Source organism: Streptosporangium sp. NPDC006013, assembly GCF_040614275.1.
Lineage (GTDB): Bacteria > Actinomycetota > Actinomycetes > Streptosporangiales > Streptosporangiaceae > Streptosporangium.
The window spans coordinates 21,804-39,360 of the sequence record NZ_JBEXUE010000008.1; the positions used below are offsets into that span (position 1 = coordinate 21,804).

Sequence of the window (17,557 nt, forward strand, 5' to 3'; positions counted from 1 at the left end):
GCCGGGCGCGGGTGGGGCTGGGCGTATAAGGTCCGGAGCGTGGAACCCGTCATCGCCGTGTTGCTGGTCGTCGCCCTGATCGGGGTACCCGCCCTGGTGCTGTGGCGGGTGTTGCGAGGGCGCAGGGAACTGGGCAGCAGCCCGGCCGAGCGGGCCACGTTCGAGACCCTGCACACCGCCTCCCTCGCCGCGCCACCGCTGCGGGCCGGGCTGACCGAGGCGGGGGCGCAGAAGGCGTCCCGGCACCTGCGGGAACTGCTGGGCTCCCCGGCGCTGGCGGTCACCGACGAGGAGAGGCTGCTGGTCTACGACGGCGAGGGCGACGACCATCACGCCCGTGAGGCGTTCACCCACGCCGCCAAGACGCTCGCCGGGGGCCGGACCCGGGTTCTCGGCCCCGAGGTCGTCTGGTGCGACCTTCCCGAGTGTCCGATCAGGTTCGCCGTGGTGGTGCCGCTGACCACCGACGGGCGGGTGGTCGGTTCCCTGGCCGCGTACGGCGGGCACGCCTCGGCGGGGCTGGTCAGGGCCGCCCACGAGGTGGCGAACTGGGTCGACTCGCAGCTGGAGCTGGCCGAACTCGACAGGTCCAGGACACGCCTGATGGAGGCCGAGGTCCGGGCGCTGCGCGCGCAGATCTCCCCGCACTTCATCTACAACTCGCTGACGACCATCGCCAGCTTCGTCCGTTCCGACCCCGACCGCTCTCGTGAGCTGCTGCTGGAGTTCGCCGACTTCACCCGCTACTCCTTCCGGCGGCACGGGGAGTTCACCACGCTGGCCGAGGAACTGCGTTCCATCGACCGCTACCTCACCCTGGAACGTGCCCGCTTCGGCGACCAGCTTCAGGTGACGCTGCGCATCGCCCCGGAGGTGCTCGCGGTCGCGGTGCCGTTCCTGTGCCTGCAGCCGCTGGTGGAGAACGCGGTCCAGCACGGGCTGGAGAGCAAGCCCGGGATAGGGCGCATCTCGATCGTCGCCGAGGACGCCGGGGCGGAATGCCGGATCAGCGTGGAGGACGACGGTGTCGGCATGGAACCGGATCGCCTGCGCCGCATCCTGGCCGGTGACGCCGACGAGCGCTCGGGGGCGGGAGGAGTGGGACTGGTCAATGTGGACGAGCGGTTGCGCCAGGTCTACGGGGACGAGTACGGCCTGGTGGCGGAGACGGCCAGGGGGGCGGGGACGAAGGTCAGTGTCCGCCTGCCGAAGTACCACCCGGGTGTCTCCGTCCGTTGAACCGTGCCCGATCAGCCGCTCCGCTCGCGGTCGGGCTCCTTCCGCGCTCTGCCCGTCCGCCCGCCGTGCCGTTCGCCGGCTGCCCGCCAGGATCACCCCCGCCGGTCCGTCCGCCCGGTGACCGGGCGCCCATGCCGGATTGAGTCTTCTCCCGAATATGAAAAAGTTGACAGGCGATGTCTAATTCATCACCCTCTAGAAATTCCCACGTGAACGACCTGGAGGAGTGACCGTGACCGGCCTGCGTGTCCTTGCGGTGGACGACGAGCTTCCCGCGCTGGAGGACCTGGCCTACCTGCTACGGGACGACCCCCGTATCGGAGAGGTCTCCCTGGCCAGGGACGGGGCCGCCGCGCTGCGCGTTCTGGACCGGGCGATCGCCGACGGGCGGCCGATCGACGCGGTCTTCCTCGACATCCGGATGCGCGGTCTGGACGGGGTGGTGCTCGGCCGTCTGCTCTCGCAGTTCGCCAACCCGCCCCGGGTGGTCTTCGTGACGGCCTACGAGGAGCACGCGGTGGACGCCTTCGAGATCAAGGCGGAGGACTACCTGCTCAAGCCGGTGCGGCCGGAGCGGCTGGCCGAGGCCATCCGGCGGGTGTTCGTCTCGGCGGAGCTGCCGGAGAGCGAGGGCGCGGGCCGTACCGACCCCGATACCATCCCGGTCGAACTCGGCGGTGTCACCAGGTTCGTGGCCAGCACCGAGGTCCGCTACGTCGAGGCACAGGGTGACTACGCCCGCCTGCACACCGCGGGCGGCAGTCACCTTGTGCGCATCTCGCTGGCCACGTTGGAGGAGCGCTGGTCGTTGGCGGGTTTCGTCCGGGTGCACCGCAGCCATCTGGTCGCGGTCAAGCACATCGACGAGTTGCACATCGACTCGGGCCGGTGCGTGGTCCGCATCGGTGAGACCGAGATCCCGGTCAGCCGCCGTCACACCCGCGAGCTGCGCGACCTCCTGGTCCGCCGGGCGCGCAAGGGCAGGCCGGAGTGAGCCGCGACCCAGGGGCCAGGGAGGAGGCCGAGCCGCGCCGGTGGATCACCGAGCGGTCGCGCAAGGATTCCGAGCGGTCGCGTAAGGAGCCCGACCGCTCGCGCAGGGAGTCCGAGCGGCCGCGGCGCGAGGTGGTGACCAGTCCTCGCACCATGGCCCCCCGCCACCCCCGCTACCCGGTCACCCGAGAGATCGACGAGCAGACCCGGTTGGGCGAGATCTACATGCACTCGCTGGTCCGCACCCAGTTCCGGCTGGCCCTGTTCGTCTGCACGGTGCTGGGGTGTGTGGTGGTGGGGCTGCCGCTGCTGTTCCTGCTGGTGCCCGAGCTGCACGCGGTCCGTCTGCTGGGGATCCCGTTGCCCTGGGCGGTGCTGGCCGGCCTGATCTACCCGGCGTTCGTGATCGGTGCCTGGCTCTATGTCCGGCAGGCGGAGCGGAACGAGCGCCACTTCGCCGAGTTGGTGGACAGGGCCCGTTGATCCCCGTCCAGGGCCAGGAGCCCGAGGTCTCCACGCCGGGAGGCATCAGATGAGCACCGCGTACGGTGTGACGGCGGTCGTGCTGGTGGTGCTGGCCGCGGTGCTGATCGGTGCCTTCGGGATCCGGCTGTCGCGGACCACCTCCGACTTCTACGTCGCCTCCCGCACGGTCTCCCCGCTGTGGAACGCCTCGGCCATCGGCGGGGAGTACCTGTCGGCCGCGAGCTTCCTGGGTGTCGCCGGGCTGATCCTCACCTACGGCGCGGACATGCTCTGGCTGCCGGTCGGCTGGACGGGCGGTTATCTGGTGCTGCTCGTGCTGGTCTCGGCTCCGCTGCGCCGCTCGGGCGCCTACACGCTGCCCGACTTCGCCGAGGCGCGGCTGGAGTCGATGGCGGTGCGGCGGATGGCCGGGGTGCTGGTCGTGCTGATCGGCTGGCTGTACCTGATGCCGCAGTTCCAGAGCGCGGGCCTGGTCCTGCGGGCCATCACCGGCGCCCCGGAGTGGGCGGGGGGTCTGCTGGTGGCGGCCGTGGTCGCGGTGAACGTGATGTCGGGCGGCATGCGGTCGATCACGTTCGTGCAGGCCTTCCAGTACTGGCTGAAGCTCACGGCCCTGGCCGTGCCGCTGGTGTTCCTGTTGCTGGCGTGGCGGAGCGGGGGGGCGCCGGGGCTGAGCGAGCGGGATGTGGCCACCTGGGCGCTGCCGCTCTCCAGCGGCAGGGAGTACGGCCTCTACTCGACCTACTCGCTGATCCTGGCCACGTTCCTGGGCACCATGGGGCTGCCGCATGTGCTGGTCCGCTTCTACACCAACCCCGACGGCCGGGCCGCCCGTCGCACGACGCTGGTGGTCCTGTCGTTGCTCGGCGCCTTCTATCTGCTGCCGGCCGTATACGGCGCGCTGGGCAGGATCTACGTCCCGGAGCTGGAGGGCAGTGACACGGTGGTGCTCACGCTGCCGGGACGGCTGATCGGCGGTGTGGCCGGCGATCTGCTGACGGCGCTGGTGACGGCCGGGGCGTTCGCGGCGTTCCTGTCGACCTCCTCCGGGCTGACGGTCTCGGTCGCCGGGGTCATCGGGCAGGACATTCTCAAGGGAGGGGTGCGGTCGTTCCGGGCTGCGGCGGTGCTCGCCGTGATCGTTCCGCTGGGCCTGGCGGCCCTGGCCCGCTCGCTGCCGGTCGCCGACGTCGTCGGCCTGGCGTTCGCGGTGGCGGCCTCCTCCTTCTGCCCGTTGCTGGTGCTGGGCATCTGGTGGCGCCGGCTGACTCCCGCCGGGGCGATGGCGGGACTGCTCGCCGGTGGTGGCCTGGCCTGCGGCGCGGTTCTGATGACGATCGGAGGGGGGCCTTATCCCGGTCTGGTGGGTGCCATGCTGGCCCAGCCCGCCGCGTGGACGGTGCCGATCGCCTTTCTCGTCATGGTGCTGGTCTCGCTGCTGACGCCGGGGCGCATCCCGCCGAACGTGGCCCGTACGATGGTGCGCCTGCACACCCCGGAGATCCTCAACCTGGACCGGGGTGACTGGCGGCCCCGCTCCTCCTGACGGGTCCGGCGAGCCGCCCGGCCGGGGTCTCCTCGGCGGTAACCGTTCGTCGCGCGAGACAGACCTTTCACCGCAAGCCACGTCCAGCTGAACGCGACGCGGCGGCGCCTCGGCGAAGAGTCCGCGCGCGGGTCTCCACGAAGGGTGGCGTCCCCTCCTACGTTGTCCGTGATCCAGATCACATCTGTGGGAGGTCTTGTGACCGCCAGGCAACATGACTCATCGGTCTACGAAGAGATTCAGGCCGGTGAACAGTTCCAGGAGTTGAAGAGGCGTTTTCGGGCCTGGGCGTTCCCGATGACCGCGGCGTTCCTCGGGTGGTACCTGCTCTACGTCGTCCTTTCCGGCTGGGCGCGGGACTTCATGGGCACGAAGGTCCTGGGCAACATCAACGTGGCGCTGATCTTCGGTCTGCTCCAGTTCGTGTCGACGTTCGGGATCGCCTGGGCCTACTCCCGTTTCGCCGAGAAGAAGCTCGACCCGCTGGCTGACGAGATCCGTCACCAGGCCGAGGGGAAGACCGAATGAGCCACCAGACCCTGTCCACGATCCTGTTCCTGCTCTTCGTCGCGGGAACGCTGGGGATCACCTTCTGGGCCAGCCGCAACACCAAGGACGCCACCGACTTCTACGCCGGTGGCCGGTCCTTCAGCGGCGTGCAGAACGGCCTCGCCATCGGTGGCGACTACATGTCGGCCGCGAGCTTCCTGGGCATCGCCGGGATCATCGCCCTGTCGGGCTACGACGGCTTCCTGTACTCGATCGGCTTCCTGGTCGCCTGGCTGGTGGCGCTGCTGCTGGTCGCCGAGCTGATGCGCAACTCCGGCAAGTTCACCATGGCCGACGTGCTGGCCTTCCGGATGAGCCCCCGTCCGGTCCGTACCGCGGCGGGTGTCTCCACCATCACGGTGTCGATCTTCTACCTGCTGGCCCAGATGGTCGGCGCGGGCGCGCTGGTCGGCCTGCTGCTCGGCGTCACCTCGCCGACGGGTAAGGCGCTCACGATCGTCGGCGTGGGTGTCCTGATGATCGTCTATGTGGTCGTCGGAGGTATGAAGGGCACCACCTGGGTGCAGATCGTCAAGGCGGTGCTGCTCATGGGCGGCGCCACCCTGGTCACCCTGCTGGTGCTCGGCCACTACGGTTTCAACCTGTCCGGCCTGCTCGGCGACGCCGCCGCGCAGAGCGACAAGGGGCAGGCGTTCCTCGAGCCGGGTCTGAAGTACGGCACCGAGGCGCAGGGCCTCGCGGGCAAGATCGACCTGATCAGCCTGGGCCTGGCGCTGGTGCTCGGCACCGCGGGCCTGCCGCACATCCTGATCCGCTTCTACACGGTCCCCACCGCGCGGGAGGCTCGCAAGTCCGTCCTGTGGGGCATCGGCATCATCGGTGTCTTCTATCTGCTGACCCTGGTGCTCGGTTTCGGCGCGGCGGCGCTGGTCGGTGGCAAGGCGATCGTGGCACAGGACAAGGCGGGCAACACGGCGGCGCCGATGCTCGCCGAAGCGGTCGGCAAGACCATCTTCGGCGACGTCGGAGGCACGATCCTGCTGGCCGTCATCGCGGCGGTCGCCTTCGCCACGATCCTGGCGGTCGTCGCCGGGCTGACACTGGCGTCGAGTTCCTCCTTCGCCCACGACCTGTACGCGCACGTGTTCAAGCGCGGCAACGTCACCGACAAGGAGGAGGTCCTGGTCGCCCGGATCTCGGCCTTCGTCATCGGCGCGGTCGCCATCGGGCTCGGCATCCTCGCCCAGGGGCAGAACGTGGCCTTCCTGGTCGCGCTCGCCTTCGCCGTGGCGGCCTCGGGGAACCTGCCCGCGATCCTCTACAGCCTGTTCTGGAAGCGGTTCAACACCGCGGGCGCGGTCTCGGCCATCTACGGCGGCCTGGTCTCCGCGCTGGTCCTGGTGATCTTCTCGCCGGTGGTCTCCGGCAGTGCCACCGCGCTGTTCCCCGACGCGAACTTCGCCTGGTTCCCGCTGAGCAACCCCGGCATCGTCTCGATCCCGATCGGCTTCCTGGCCGGGTTCGTCGGCGCGCGGCTCAGCAAGGAGTACAGCGCCGGCAAGTACGCGGAGATCGAGGTCCGCTCGCTCACCGGCATCGGTGCCGAGCAGGCCACCTCGCACCAGCCGGGCACCGAGGTCCAGCGGCAGCCCGGCACCGGCCCTGAGCTGGAGCCCAGTGCCGACTAGGCGCCGGCCCGGCACGGCTTCCGAACCCGGCGGGGTCCGGCCTACCATGGCCGGGCCCCGCCGGGTCCTTCTAGCGGGACGCCTCGTCCAGCAGGGCCAGCTCGCCCTCGGACAGCGTCAGGTCGGCGACCGCGAGCAGCGGCCGAAGCTGCTCGACGTTGCGGGCGCTGGCGATCGGCGTGGCCACCGTGGGCTGGGCGGCCAGCCAGGCGAGGGCGACGGTGGCCGGGGCGGCTCCGTGGGAGGCGGCGATCTTGTCCAGGGCGTCGAGCACCCTCGGCCCGCGCTCGGAGTGAAGATACTGCGCCGCCTGGCCCGCGCGGGGGCTGTCCACCGTGATCCCCGGCCGGTACTTGCCGGTCAGGAAGCCGCGGGCCAGGCCGAAGTACGGTGTGCTGGTCAGCCCGGCCTCGGCCACCACGTCTCGCAGCGCCCCCTCGTAGTCGCGCTCGAGAAGGTTGTAGTGCTGCTGCAGCACCCCGTACCGCGCCAGGCCGTCCCGTTCGGAGATCTCCAGCGCCTCCGCGAGCCGCTCGGCGCTGTAGTTCGAGGCGCCGATGTTGCGTACCTTGCCCTCGGTGACCAGGTCGTCGAACGCGCCGAGGGTCTCCTCCAGGGGGGTGGCCGCGTCGTCGATGTGGGCCCAGTACAGGTCGATGTAGTCGGTACGCAGCCGCCGGAGCGAGTCCTCGGCCGCCGCTCGGATGTTGGCCGCCGACAGCCCGGTGCGGCCGTTCAGTGAACCCACCTTGGTCGCCACCACGATCCGGTCACGGTTGCGGCGGGAGGCCATCCACTCGCCGATGACGGTCTCGGACTCCCCGCCGACGTGTCCGGGCGCCCATGCGGAGTAGACGTCCGCGGTGTCGAGGAAATTGCCGCCCGCCTCGGCATAGGCGTCCAGGACTGCGAAGGAGTCGTTCCGGTCCGCGGTCCAGCCGAATACGTTGCCGCCGAGACAGAGAGGAAACAGGTTCAGCTCAGAAAAGCTCATGGGCTAACTCTATTTCTCGAGTAATCGCGCGGGCGCGGGGCATCGGTGACAGCCGTCGGAGCACTATTATGTGCGGCGTCAATAAGACTGTCGGAGGCTCCCATGGCACCCGGTTCACGGTTACGCGGACTCCTCATCGGTGCTGTGATCGCGGGCGGTCTTTTCGTCCTGGCGGTGGCCGCCGCGATCGCCCTGATCTCCAACCAGCGCGGGACCGTCGCGGACCCGCCGGGCCCTTCCACCTCGGAGCGGCCCCGCACGCCGGACGCGTCCAGGAGGCCGGGAGGGGTTCCCGGCGGTGTCGAGGTGGTCGGGGAGAAACGGTCCGGCCGCCGGATGGACCTGACCCTGCGCTCGGCGGCCCTCGACGACGTCACCCGGGTACGGCTGCTGCTGCCCAAGGGCTGGTCCAGGGAGGCGGGCAGGACCTGGCCGACGCTCTGGCTGCTCCACGGGGGGCTCGACGACTACGAGGGATGGTCGAGGTCCGGCGTCGAGAGGTTCACGGAGAACGATCAGGTCATCGTGGTCATGCCCGACGGCGGCAAGTGCGGCAGCTACTCCGACTGGTACAACGGCGGCGAGGGCGGGCCGCCCAGGTGGGCGACCTACCACCTCAAGGAGCTGCTTCCGCTGCTGGAGAGCAGGTACGCCGCGGGCAAGGAGCGGGCCATCGCCGGATACTCCATGGGCGGCCAGGGCGCGATGCTGTATGCGGCGGCCGGTGGTTTCAAGGCCGCGGCCTCCTTCAGTGGCGCGGTGCACATCCTCATGCCCGGGGTCGACCTGGCGGTCATGCTCGGCACCACGGCGGGCTGTTTCGGCACCGACTGGAAGCGGATCTGGGGTGATCCTCGGGAGAATCGCGAGGTGTGGGAGCGGCACGACCCGTACCATCTGGCGGGCAGATTGCGCGGAGTCCGCCTCTACCTGGCCTCGGGCGACGGCGGCAAGGGGGACGGTGAGCTGTTCGGGGACATCACCGAGGAACTCGCCTACAAGGCGACACTGGCCTTCGCCGGCCGCCTGCAGTCGCTGGACATTCCCTTCCAGCCCCACTTCTACTCGGGGCGCCACAACATGACCTACTGGAACCGGGAGCTGCGCCGGGCGCTGCCCATGCTCCTGGAGGCTGTCGGGGCCCGATGAGCCCTTCCGGCTCCTCCCGCCGACCGTGAGGACGAATATTGGACATAAGGGGGCATAAAGGAAGAGGGGAAGGTCGCCCGAACGCTTCGCCGTCCGGCGGCGATGTTTCTCCGGGAGGTAGCGACGGCGATTTTCCGGGAGGCACCGATGGCGATCGCGACGATCAACCCGGCCACGGGCGAGACCGTCAGGACGTTCGATCCGATCCGCGAGGAGGAGGTGGAACGGCGGGTGGCACTCGCCGCCTCCGCGTTCCACGACTACCGGACGGTCGACTTCAAGCAGCGGGCGGCCTGGATGCACGCCGCCGCCGGCCTGCTCCGGGCCGAGCAGGACCGGCTGGCACGGCTGGTGACCACCGAGATGGGCAAGACGCTGGCCGCCGCCCACTGCGAGGTGGACATGTGCGTGCGGGAGATGCGCTTCTTCGCCGACCACGCCGAGGAGTTCCTCGCGGACGAGTCGGCGGACGGGCCCGCCGTGGGTGCGCGGCAGGCGTACGTGCGCTACCAGCCGCTGGGCCCCGTCCTCGGGATCACCTCGTGGGACTTCCCCCTCTGGCAGGTGGTCAGATCTGCCGCGCCCGCCCTGATGGCGGGCAACGTCTGCCTGTTCAAGCACGCGCCGAACGTGCCGCAGACGGCGCTGCAGCTGGGCGGGCTGTTCGCCAGGGCCGGTTTTCCCGAGGGATGCGCGCAGGTCCTGCTGATCGAGCCCGAGCAGGTCGAGCCGTTGCTGCGCGATCGGCGCGTGGCGGCCGTCACCCTCACCGGGGCCGATCAGGAGGGGCGCCCGGTCGCCGCGATCGCGGGCTGGGAGATCAAGAAGACGGTCCTGGAGCTGGGCGGCTCCGACCCCTACGTCGTCATGCCCTCCGCCGACCTGGACGAGGCCGCCGCCGTCGGGGTCACCTCGCGGATGCGCAACAACGGCCAGTCCTCCGTCGCGGCCAAGCGGTTCATCGTGCATGAGGAGGTCTACGACGACTTCGCCGGGCTGTTCGTGGCGCTGATGGGGTCGCTGCGGCTCGGCGACCCCGCGGACGAGGCGACGGACGTGGGACCGCTCGCCACCCGGCAGGGCCGCGACCACGTCGAGTCACAGGTCGCCAACGCCGCGGGGCTCGGCGCCCGGGTGCTCTGCGGGGGAGTGAGCCCGGATCGGCCCGGCTGGTTCTACGAACCGACCGTGATCACCGGCATCACCTCCGAGATGCGGGTGTTCCACGAGGAGGTCCGCGGCCCGGTGGCCGCGCTGTACCGGGTCGCGGACATCGACGAGGCGATCACCCTGGCCAACGCGACCCCCTTCGGGCTCGCCGCCGCCGTCTGGAGCGGCGACGTGGCGGAGCAGGAACGCCTCGTCTCCGAGATCGAGGCCGGCATGGTGTACGTCAACGGGATGGTCTCCGCCTACCCACAACTGCCGTTCGGCGGTGTCAAGAGCTCCGGGTACGGGCGCGGGCTGTCGGCGTACGGCATCCGTGAGTTCTGCGACGCCAAGACCGTCTGGATCGGCTGATCGCCCGCCGCGCCTCGGGGGCCTTCAGGCGGGCACCATCTGCCTGGCCGGGAGGCTGTCCACCGGGTTGAGCCGCCCGGCGGGCTCGATCTGCTCCATCAGCTCGTCCATGGCCTCCTGCAGGTGGCCCATGAGCCGCCACACGTCGGCCACCCGGTCCGGGCAGGACAGGATGCCGAAGTCGAGCGAGCCGTCGTAGGAGAAGCAGGTGATGTTGACCCCGCCGCTCACGTCGGTCAGCACGGACATGGGGTGGTAGGCGAGCACCCTGGCCCCGCACAGGTACAGCGGGAGCTGCGGTCCCGGCACGTTCGAGACGATCAGGTTGATCGGCGGCAGCATGATCGAGGCCAGCCGGAACACCGTGGAGGTCGCCAGCGCGGTGACGGCCGCGGGCAGCATCGACGACAGCTCGCCCAGCCAGCCGGTGGGGGAGCCGGCGAACCGCCGCTTGGCGGTGTGCATCGTCCGCGCCATGACGCGCAGGCGCTCGCGGGGACAGGCCAGGTCGGTCGGGATGGGGGTGACCATGACGGAGATCTGGTTGCCGACCACGTCCTGGGCGCTCGCGGTGCGGACCGCGACCGGGACCGCGGCGATCAGCGGCCGGTCGGGCAGCGCGTCGCGCTCATGTAGCCAGGCGCGCAGCGCCGAGGCGCACAGCGTCATGACCACGTCGTTGACGCTGGCCCCCGAGCTCCTGGCCACCCGTTTGACGTCCGCCAGCGGGATCGACCCGTAGGAGAAGCGCCGCTCGGGGCCGATCGGGCCGTTGAACGGTGTGCGCGGCGCCGTCAGCACGGGCAGCTCCGGCAACTCCCGCACCCTCCCGGTGATCATCCGGGTGGCGGCGGCCACCTGCCGGGCGCCCGGTAGCGCCGAGGCCAGTGGCATCGTGTCGAGTTCGGTCGCCATGCGCCCCAGCGAGTACAGCGTTCTGGCGGGCTGCATCACCGACCTGGCCACGGCCCCGGCGAGCATGCCCGCCAGACCGGGGGCGGTGGTCCGCGGCGTGGGCGCGGGCCGCTCGACGACGCGGGGCTCGGGCGTCAGATCCAGCAGCGCGGCGAGTGTCTCCGCTCCCGAGACCCCATCGATGGCGCAGTGGTGGACCTTGGCGTACAGGGCGACCCGGCCGCCGGTCAGTCCCTGGATGAGATGCATCTCCCAGAGCGGGCGGCCCCGGTCGAGGCGCCGCTCGTGGATCCGGGCCACCTCCTCGGCGAGCTGGGCGTCGTCGCCCGGCGCGGCCAGGGTCACCTCGTGGACGTGGCCGGCGACGTCGAGATCGGGGTCTTCCGTCCAGTACGGCCGGTCGAGGTCGAACGGCACGGTGGCCAGGCGGAGCCTCAGCGCCGGGGCCAGGTGCACCCGCTCGTGGAGCAGCCCGATCAGGCACTCGCGGGTGACGGTCCCCGCCCGGGAGCAGGCGGGGTCGAGGATGGCCAGCCCTGCGACGTGGGCCGCCGTGGTCGCCGATTCTGCGTGAAGGAACTGCGCGTCGAGCGCGGTCAGCTGGCGCATCGGTCGAGCCTCCTGGCGGAAGATGGGAGAACACGTATTGCCATCATCAGGTCGGCACGTTTCCCTCTCGTTTCCTCCGTGGGACCTCGGATGTCTTTCCGGCGAGGTCTGGAGGCCCAGCCGATCATCGCGTTCGGTAACATTCCCATTTCGCTCGGTAGTCACGCCTGCCGGATGGAGGTGTCCCGGCGATTCTTTCCGAAGGTGATACTCGGGTGCGGGCATCCGGAGCCGCGGGCCGGGCCGTTCGGCTGGGCGGGGCCCCGGTCACCCGCTCACGACGGTCACGGGGTGGCGGACGACGGCGTCGAAGAGGTAGCCGAAGTCGTTGTGCGTGGTGTGCGACGGCTGGACCGCGCCGGTCTCGTCGGTGGCGCGGGCGAGCAGGAAGTACCGGCCGGTCTCCGCGGGTTTCCAGGTGACCTGCCAGCGGGTCCAGGTGGATGCCACGTGCGGTCCGCGCAGCGGAGCGCGCTGCCAGGTGGCGCCGTCGTCCAGGCTCACCTCCACGTCGGCGATCCGGCCGTTGCCCGACCAGGACCGTCCGCGCAGCAGGTAGGGGCGCCCGGCGACCAGAGTGGCGTTCCAGGGCAGCTCGAAGGCGCTCCTGACGCCCTGCGTGGTCAGCGGGGCGCTGCCCTGCGGCAGGTAGGCGTCGCCGAACATCCGGTAGAACTCGGTGTTCCAGGGCGAGGACAGCGGCGAGGTGGACACCTCGATGTCGCCGACCCACTTGACCGAGGCCAGGCCGATCCAGCCGGGGACGATCAGCCGCACGGGGTGGCCGTGGTCGGGCGGGAGCGGCTCGCCGTTCATCTCGTAGGCGAGGATGACGTCCCGCAGCGCCTTGGCCACCGGGATCGGGCGGCGTACCCGGCCGTAGTCGACCCCGTCGGCCACGTAGGCGGGGTCGAGTCCGCGGGCCATGACGTCGACGGCGTCCGCGGTGATCCCGGACCGTTCCAATACCGTGGCCAGCGGAACCCCGCGCCAGCGGGCCACCCCGACGCCGCCGAGCCGCCACGGGGTGCCGGTGACCTCCTGGTGCTGCTGGGTGGTGAAGAGGCTCCGCCCGTTGCCCGCGCACTCGATCGCCACGTCGCGCGTCACCGAGGGCATCGCGAGTAGTTCCTGGTAGCCGAAACTCCGGGGGGCGCTCAGGCCCGTGCCGTGCAGCCGCAGCCGCCAGGTGGCCGCGTCGATGATCGGGGTGGAGGTGTGGTTGCGGACGAAGAACCGGTCGTTGGGCACGTGGAACCCGATGTCGCCCATGGCGTCCCAGCGCATCTCGGCATTGGTCTCGTGCTCGACGAACAGCTCCGGCGGCAGCGGCTTGACGATCCCCGTGGCGGACGGATCGTCGTTCGAGGCCCCCCTGTCACCGGCGCTGTCGCCGCCCCGGTCATCGAGGGTCCTGCCGTCGACGGCGGCCAGCCGGAGCCGGTCGGGGGCCTCCCGCGGCAGCTGCCCGGCTCGGGTGCGCTGGTGGACGGCCTCGTCGTCGAGGTTCTCGTACGGCATCCGGCGCCACTCCTCTCTACACCTATTTCCTACCAGTAAACTATGCAATACACGATGGGGACCACGTCCTTGCCGCTCTCAATCATCCCCTCAACGACCGAGGAAAGCCAGCAGCCGCTCCAGGGGCCAGGTGTTTATCACATCGTCGCCGGTGAGCCAGCCGCGCTGGGCGACACCGATGCCGAACCGCTGGTTGTCGAGATGGGGAACCGCGTGGGCGTCGCTGTCGATGGAGAATTTCACGCCGTGGTGTTGCGCCAGCCGCACCAGGTCCGAGGGGAGGTCGGAGCGGTCGGGGAAGGAGTCGATCTCCATCGCGGTGCCGGTGCGGGCCGCGGCGCGAAACACCTCGTCCCAGTCGGCGTCCACCGGCCCCCGGGCGCCGATCCTGCGGGTGGTCGGGTGGCCGATGATGTGCACGTGGGGGTTCTCGCACGCGGTGACGAGGCGCCGGGTCATCTCCTCGCGTGACTGGGTGAAGTGCGAGTGGACGCTGGCCACGCACACGTCGAAGCCCGCCAGCACCTCGGCCGGCCAGTCGACCGAGCCGTCGGGGGCGATGTTCAGCTCGCTGCCGTGCAGCAGCCGCATCTTCGGATATCTCTCCTGCAGCCGGTGCAGCCGCTCGCGCTGCTCCAGGGCCGCCTCCAGCGTCATCCGCTGCATCGCCAGGTCGGGCGCGTGGTCGGTCACCGCGTAGTAGGAGTAGCCGCGAGCGTGGGCGGCGGCGACCATGTCCTCCAGCGAGGCGATCCCGTCGGTCAGGTCGGTGTGGGTGTGCAGGTCGCCCCGCAGATCCTCCAGGGTGACCAGCTTGGGCAGCTCACCGGCGAGCGCGGCGGCGATCTCACCGGTGTCCTCGCGCAGGGTCGGCGGGATCCACTCCATGCCGAACGCCTCGAAGACCTCCTCCTCGGTCGCGGCCGCGATCACCCGCTCCCCCTCGAAAAGGCCGTACTCCGACAGCTTCCAGCCCTTCTTCACCGTGATCTCCCGCAGGTGCACCGTGTGCTCCTTGGAACCGGTGAAGTACATCAGCGCGGCGCCCCACGACTCGGCGGGGACCAGGCGCAGGTCGACCTGGACACCCTGGGCGGTGCGGATCGAGGTCTTCTTGTCGCCCGAGGCGATGACCTCCGCGACGTAGGGCTGGGCCTTGAAGTCGTCCATCAGCGACTCGGGGCCGACCGCGAGGACGTCGACGTCGCCGATGGTGTCCTTCATCCGGCGCAGCGACCCGGCGTAGGCGATCCGCTCGGCACCCGGCAGCGAGGCGATGACCCGCTCCGCCAGGTCCATGGCGGCTCCGATGTGCATCCTGGCGCTGTTCTCCGCCAGGTTCTCGACCCCCTTGAGCAGGTTTTCCACGGTCTTGGCGCCGAAGCCCCTGACGCCCTCGAGACGCCCCTCTCCGATGGCCTTCGCCAGGGCCTCGGGGGAGTCGATGCCCAGCTCCTGGTAGAGGAAGACCGCCTTCTTCGGCCCGAGCGAGGCCACCCGGGTCAGCCGCCGCACTCCCTGGGGAACCTTCCCTCGCAGGTCGTCGAGCTGCCGGAAGCTGCCCCGCTCCAGGTATTCCTCGACCTTCTTGGCGATCGCCTCGCCCACCCCCGGCACGCTTCGCACGGGCACGGCCGTGATGTCCTCGGGAGAGCCCGCGATCGCCTTGGCGGCCTTCTGGTAACTGCGGACCCGGAACGCGTCGCCGCCGGTCATCGCGAACAGCTCGGCGTACTCCTCCAGAGCGGCCGCGACGTCGTCGTTAGCTCGTGCCATGGGGCCAGCCTAGAAGATCGCACCGACAGTTCCCGCTCCCGGCGGTCCGCCGCGCCCGCCGCCGGCCTCAGGCCCCGTCCCGATCGGGAAGGTCCGCCGGATAGGTCAGCAGGTGGCCGCACATGCCGTCGCGGGGCACGGAGGGCATCCGGGTGACCGCCGCCTCGCGCAGGTGGGCCAGGTCGCCGGCGCGGAGCGCGGCCAGCCGGGTGCCCGTCGTCTCCGCCGCGCGCAGCGGGCCCTGGCGCCAGCGGGACTCGAAGGCGTCCAGGTGGGGGCCGACGAGGCCGGCGGCGGCCTCAAGGAAGGCGGCGAAACCGGGGCGGCCCGCGGCGCGGAGCCGCAGGAACCCCTCGACGGCCAGGTCGCGGCGCTCGCGCGGGGCCGAGCGCGCGGCCCCGGCGTAGCCGGCCGGATCGGCGAGGACGTCGGGGGGGAAGGTCAGGACGGCGTCGCCGGCCTCGGGCAGGCCGCTGTTCTGCATGAGGACCACGATGCGCAGGTCACCGCCGTTGACCAGGCGATGGACGGTGCCCGGGGTGAACCAGACGACGGAGCCGGGGGCCAGCGCCGTCTCCTGGTAACCGTCCCAGGTCAGGGTCTGCACGCTGCCGGAACCGGCCACCACGGCGTACGCCTCGGCACACAGGGTGTGCAGGTGCGGCGAGCCACCGCGCAGGCCGTCGGCGGCGGGCCAGTCGTAGACGGTCAGATCGCTCACGCCGGTGCCGAACACGGGTGCCTCCGGACGTACGCCTCCAGCCGGGGGCGGTCCCACGCGCCGGTGGCCACGACCATCCGGTAGCGCAGCCGCAGCGTCGCGCCGGGCGGCAGGATCAGTTCGCGATGGAACGCGATGGACGGGTTGACCGCCGCGAACGGCGTGGTGCGGACGAACCAGACGGTGGGCCGGGCGCTCTGGAACAGCAGGGTGGAGGAGCGGTCGACCTCGTCGTGGGTGCCGGTGTAGGCCAGCCACGCCGACTCCCGGCCCATCATCTCCGGTCCCTCGCCGCCTTCGGCGATCACCCGGCCGTGCTCGAAGGAGCGGGGCCCGCGCCAGAACAGGCCGCAGTACCCGGCCATCGGGCGGCCGGAGGTGGTGGGACTGCCGAAGACCAGGTCCCTTCCGCGTACGTTGGTGATCGCGGTGGACAGCTCCAGCGCCCACGAGTCGTCGCCGACGTCGCCGACCTCGAAGGTCCTCACCTCGTCCACCCAGTGCTCGCCGCCCTGGGTGTGCCAGGTCAGCCGCTCCACGCCGGGGGCGAGGAACTCCTCGTGCCGCATGGTCCCGTTGTTCGGCAGGTCCACGTATCCGGCGGCCGCGCGAACGTAGCTGCCGCCGCCCCAGAAGTTCTCCCCCGACAGGTCCGAGACGGTCAGCTGCAGGCCCCGGTGCCAGCGGTGGTCGTGCGGGCGGTAGGCGCTGACCACGTCGCCCGCCAGGGTCCTGATCGGGTGGAAGTAGGGCTTGGGCGATTCGAACACCGGCGTTTCCGGCCGGTGGACGTAGCGCAGGATCTCGACGCCGCGCTCGGTGAAGGTCAGCTCCATGCGCGTCCGTCCAGGCGGTGGTAGAAGGGGTGATCGGGGGTGAGATCGGTGCGGAGCACGGGCCGGCCGGTGAACGCCGAGGCGTACAGGCCGGTGATCAGTTCGAGCGACCGGCGCCCCTCGGGACCGCTCATGGGCGGGCGCTCGCCGCGCTCGTAGGCGTCCAGCAGCTCCGCCAGCTGCGCCTCGTGCGAGCTCGGCAGGTCGGTCGGCGGGTTCCAGCGCGCCGAGGTGGACCTCCAGTCGGCGTTGCGGTAGCCGTACAGGTGGCGCAGCTCCACCGTCGCCTCGGCGTAGTCGAAGCGCAGGTAGCTCTCCTGGCGCCGGGACAGCACGCTGTTGACCACCGAGGCCATGGCTCCGGAGGCGAAGCGGACGGCGGCCATCGAGACGTCCTCGGTTTCGATCCGGCGGTCCAGCGTGCCGGTCATCGCGCGGATCTCCGACCAGTCGCCCAGGATCGACAGCATGAGGTCCATCTGGTGGATGCCGTGACCCATGGTGGGGCCGCCGCCCTCGGTCTCCCAGCGGCCGCGCCAGGGCGCCTCGAAGTAGGCGTGGTCGCGGTACCAGGCGGTCACGCAGAGCGCGACGAGCGGCCGGCCCAGTTCGGGGGCGAGGGCGCGCAGGTGGCGCGCGCCGGAGCCGAACCGGTGCTGGGAGACCACCGAGGCGTAGCCGGGCCCCTCGGCCGAGGTGATCAGGTCGTACTCGGCCAGCGACCGGCAGGCGGGTTTCTCGATCCACACCCAGGCGCCGGCCTTCAGGCAGGCCCTCGCCTGGGCGGCGTGCAGGTGCGGCGGGGTGCACAGGTGGACGAGGTCGGGCCGCTCGGCGTCGAGCATCGCCTCCAGGGAGGGGTACGCCCGCGGGATCGCGTGCTCGGCGCAGAACGCCCTGACCCGCGCCTCGTCGGTGTCCGCGGCGGCCACCACCCGCGCCCGGTGCGACTGGGTGCGCAGCGCGGGCAGATGGCAGATCCCCGCGATGCCGCCGGTGCCCACGACCGCCACCCGGATCATCCGCGTCCCTTCCGCGTGACGGCCGTCTCCG

15 protein-coding genes are annotated in these 17,557 nt (G+C 70.9%); 8 read left to right on the top strand and 7 right to left on the bottom strand.

Annotated features, from left to right (window positions below; translation table 11 throughout):
* Nucleotides 1–39 precede the first annotated feature (39 nt).
* The 6 genes from ABZ260_RS02560 (at nucleotide 40) to ABZ260_RS02585 (ending at nucleotide 6,462) form a co-directional block, all read left to right on the top strand.
* Entirely contained in the window at nucleotides 40–1,239 is a 1,200-nt protein-coding gene (locus tag ABZ260_RS02560; protein WP_350928767.1) for a histidine kinase, read from the top strand.
* Between the two features lie 232 nt (nucleotides 1,240–1,471).
* Complete coding sequence (locus ABZ260_RS02565; RefSeq protein WP_211263913.1) at nucleotides 1,472–2,233, top strand: LytTR family DNA-binding domain-containing protein; 762 nt, start codon at nucleotides 1,472–1,474, stop codon at nucleotides 2,231–2,233.
* On the top strand, nucleotides 2,230–2,715 hold the full coding sequence (locus ABZ260_RS02570) for a hypothetical protein (RefSeq protein WP_355554719.1): 486 nt from the start codon (nucleotides 2,230–2,232) through the stop codon (nucleotides 2,713–2,715). Before ABZ260_RS02565 ends, ABZ260_RS02570 begins: the two co-directional genes overlap by 4 nt.
* Before the next feature lie 49 nt (nucleotides 2,716–2,764).
* Nucleotides 2,765–4,264: a cation acetate symporter gene (locus ABZ260_RS02575; RefSeq protein ID WP_350955866.1), complete on the top strand. Its 1,500-nt coding sequence runs from the start codon at nucleotides 2,765–2,767 to the stop codon at nucleotides 4,262–4,264.
* Nucleotides 4,265–4,462: 198 nt separating this feature from the next.
* Entirely contained in the window at nucleotides 4,463–4,792 is a 330-nt protein-coding gene (locus ABZ260_RS02580; RefSeq protein WP_030908181.1) for a DUF485 domain-containing protein, read from the top strand.
* The gene (locus ABZ260_RS02585) at nucleotides 4,789–6,462 is read left to right on the top strand and encodes a cation acetate symporter (RefSeq protein ID WP_355611973.1); all 1,674 of its coding nucleotides are present in this window, start codon (nucleotides 4,789–4,791) and stop codon (nucleotides 6,460–6,462) included. The genes ABZ260_RS02580 and ABZ260_RS02585 overlap by 4 nt, the downstream gene beginning before the upstream one ends.
* A 70-nt stretch (nucleotides 6,463–6,532) precedes the next feature.
* On the opposite strand, the gene ABZ260_RS02590 is transcribed toward ABZ260_RS02585, so the two are convergent.
* A complete protein-coding gene (locus ABZ260_RS02590; RefSeq protein WP_355611976.1) occupies nucleotides 6,533–7,456 on the bottom strand; it encodes an aldo/keto reductase in 924 nt (307 codons plus the stop codon).
* A 102-nt stretch (nucleotides 7,457–7,558) separates the two neighbouring features.
* Here ABZ260_RS02590 and ABZ260_RS02595 point away from each other — a divergent pair, with 102 nt between their 5' ends.
* A complete protein-coding gene (locus ABZ260_RS02595; RefSeq protein WP_355611979.1) occupies nucleotides 7,559–8,605 on the top strand; it encodes an alpha/beta hydrolase family protein in 1,047 nt (348 codons plus the stop codon).
* Between the two features lie 147 nt (nucleotides 8,606–8,752).
* A complete protein-coding gene (locus tag ABZ260_RS02600; protein WP_355611982.1) occupies nucleotides 8,753–10,126 on the top strand; it encodes an NADP-dependent succinic semialdehyde dehydrogenase in 1,374 nt (457 codons plus the stop codon).
* Nucleotides 10,127–10,150: 24 nt separating this feature from the next.
* Here the strand turns inward: ABZ260_RS02600 and ABZ260_RS02605 are convergent, their stop codons facing one another.
* The 6 genes from ABZ260_RS02605 to ABZ260_RS02630 all read right to left on the bottom strand — a co-directional run bounded on the left by ABZ260_RS02605 (nucleotide 10,151) and on the right by ABZ260_RS02630 (nucleotide 17,526).
* Nucleotides 10,151–11,650 (bottom strand): wax ester/triacylglycerol synthase family O-acyltransferase, encoded by a 1,500-nt coding sequence (locus ABZ260_RS02605; RefSeq protein ID WP_355611985.1) that lies wholly within the window; start codon nucleotides 11,648–11,650, stop codon nucleotides 10,151–10,153.
* Between the two features lie 267 nt (nucleotides 11,651–11,917).
* The gene (locus ABZ260_RS02610; RefSeq protein WP_355611988.1) at nucleotides 11,918–13,171 is read right to left on the bottom strand and encodes a sulfite oxidase; all 1,254 of its coding nucleotides are present in this window, start codon (nucleotides 13,169–13,171) and stop codon (nucleotides 11,918–11,920) included.
* A gap of 90 nt (nucleotides 13,172–13,261) precedes the next feature.
* The gene (gene polX / locus ABZ260_RS02615) at nucleotides 13,262–14,947 is read right to left on the bottom strand and encodes a DNA polymerase/3'-5' exonuclease PolX (RefSeq protein ID WP_355611991.1); all 1,686 of its coding nucleotides are present in this window, start codon (nucleotides 14,945–14,947) and stop codon (nucleotides 13,262–13,264) included.
* Nucleotides 14,948–15,014: 67 nt separating this feature from the next.
* Nucleotides 15,015–15,683, bottom strand: a complete 669-nt coding sequence (locus ABZ260_RS02620) for a cupin domain-containing protein (RefSeq protein ID WP_355611994.1) — start codon at nucleotides 15,681–15,683, stop codon at nucleotides 15,015–15,017.
* Entirely contained in the window at nucleotides 15,665–16,504 is an 840-nt protein-coding gene (locus ABZ260_RS02625) for a PmoA family protein (protein ID WP_355611997.1), read from the bottom strand. Before ABZ260_RS02625 ends, ABZ260_RS02620 begins: the two co-directional genes overlap by 19 nt.
* Entirely contained in the window at nucleotides 16,495–17,526 is a 1,032-nt protein-coding gene (locus tag ABZ260_RS02630; RefSeq protein WP_355612000.1) for a Gfo/Idh/MocA family oxidoreductase, read from the bottom strand. The genes ABZ260_RS02625 and ABZ260_RS02630 overlap by 10 nt, the downstream gene beginning before the upstream one ends.
* Nucleotides 17,527–17,557 lie beyond the last annotated feature (31 nt).

Excerpts from the sequence above, each read along its gene's own strand:
- ABZ260_RS02625 (WP_355611997.1), bottom strand. The coding sequence starts at position 16,504 with ATGGAGCTGACCTTCACCGAGCGCGGCGTCGAGATCCTGCGCTACGTC.
- ABZ260_RS02575 (WP_350955866.1), top strand. The coding sequence starts at position 2,765 with ATGAGCACCGCGTACGGTGTGACGGCGGTCGTGCTGGTGGTGCTGGCC.
- polX (WP_355611991.1), bottom strand. The coding sequence starts at position 14,947 with ATGGCACGAGCTAACGACGACGTCGCGGCCGCTCTGGAGGAGTACGCC.
- ABZ260_RS02585 (WP_355611973.1), top strand. The coding sequence starts at position 4,789 with ATGAGCCACCAGACCCTGTCCACGATCCTGTTCCTGCTCTTCGTCGCG.
- ABZ260_RS02610 (WP_355611988.1), bottom strand. The coding sequence starts at position 13,171 with ATGCCGTACGAGAACCTCGACGACGAGGCCGTCCACCAGCGCACCCGA.
- ABZ260_RS02600 (WP_355611982.1), top strand. The coding sequence starts at position 8,753 with ATGGCGATCGCGACGATCAACCCGGCCACGGGCGAGACCGTCAGGACG.
- ABZ260_RS02595 (WP_355611979.1), top strand. The coding sequence starts at position 7,559 with ATGGCACCCGGTTCACGGTTACGCGGACTCCTCATCGGTGCTGTGATC.
- ABZ260_RS02630 (WP_355612000.1), bottom strand. The coding sequence starts at position 17,526 with ATGATCCGGGTGGCGGTCGTGGGCACCGGCGGCATCGCGGGGATCTGC.
- ABZ260_RS02590 (WP_355611976.1), bottom strand. The coding sequence starts at position 7,456 with ATGAGCTTTTCTGAGCTGAACCTGTTTCCTCTCTGTCTCGGCGGCAAC.
- ABZ260_RS02605 (WP_355611985.1), bottom strand. The coding sequence starts at position 11,650 with ATGCGCCAGCTGACCGCGCTCGACGCGCAGTTCCTTCACGCAGAATCG.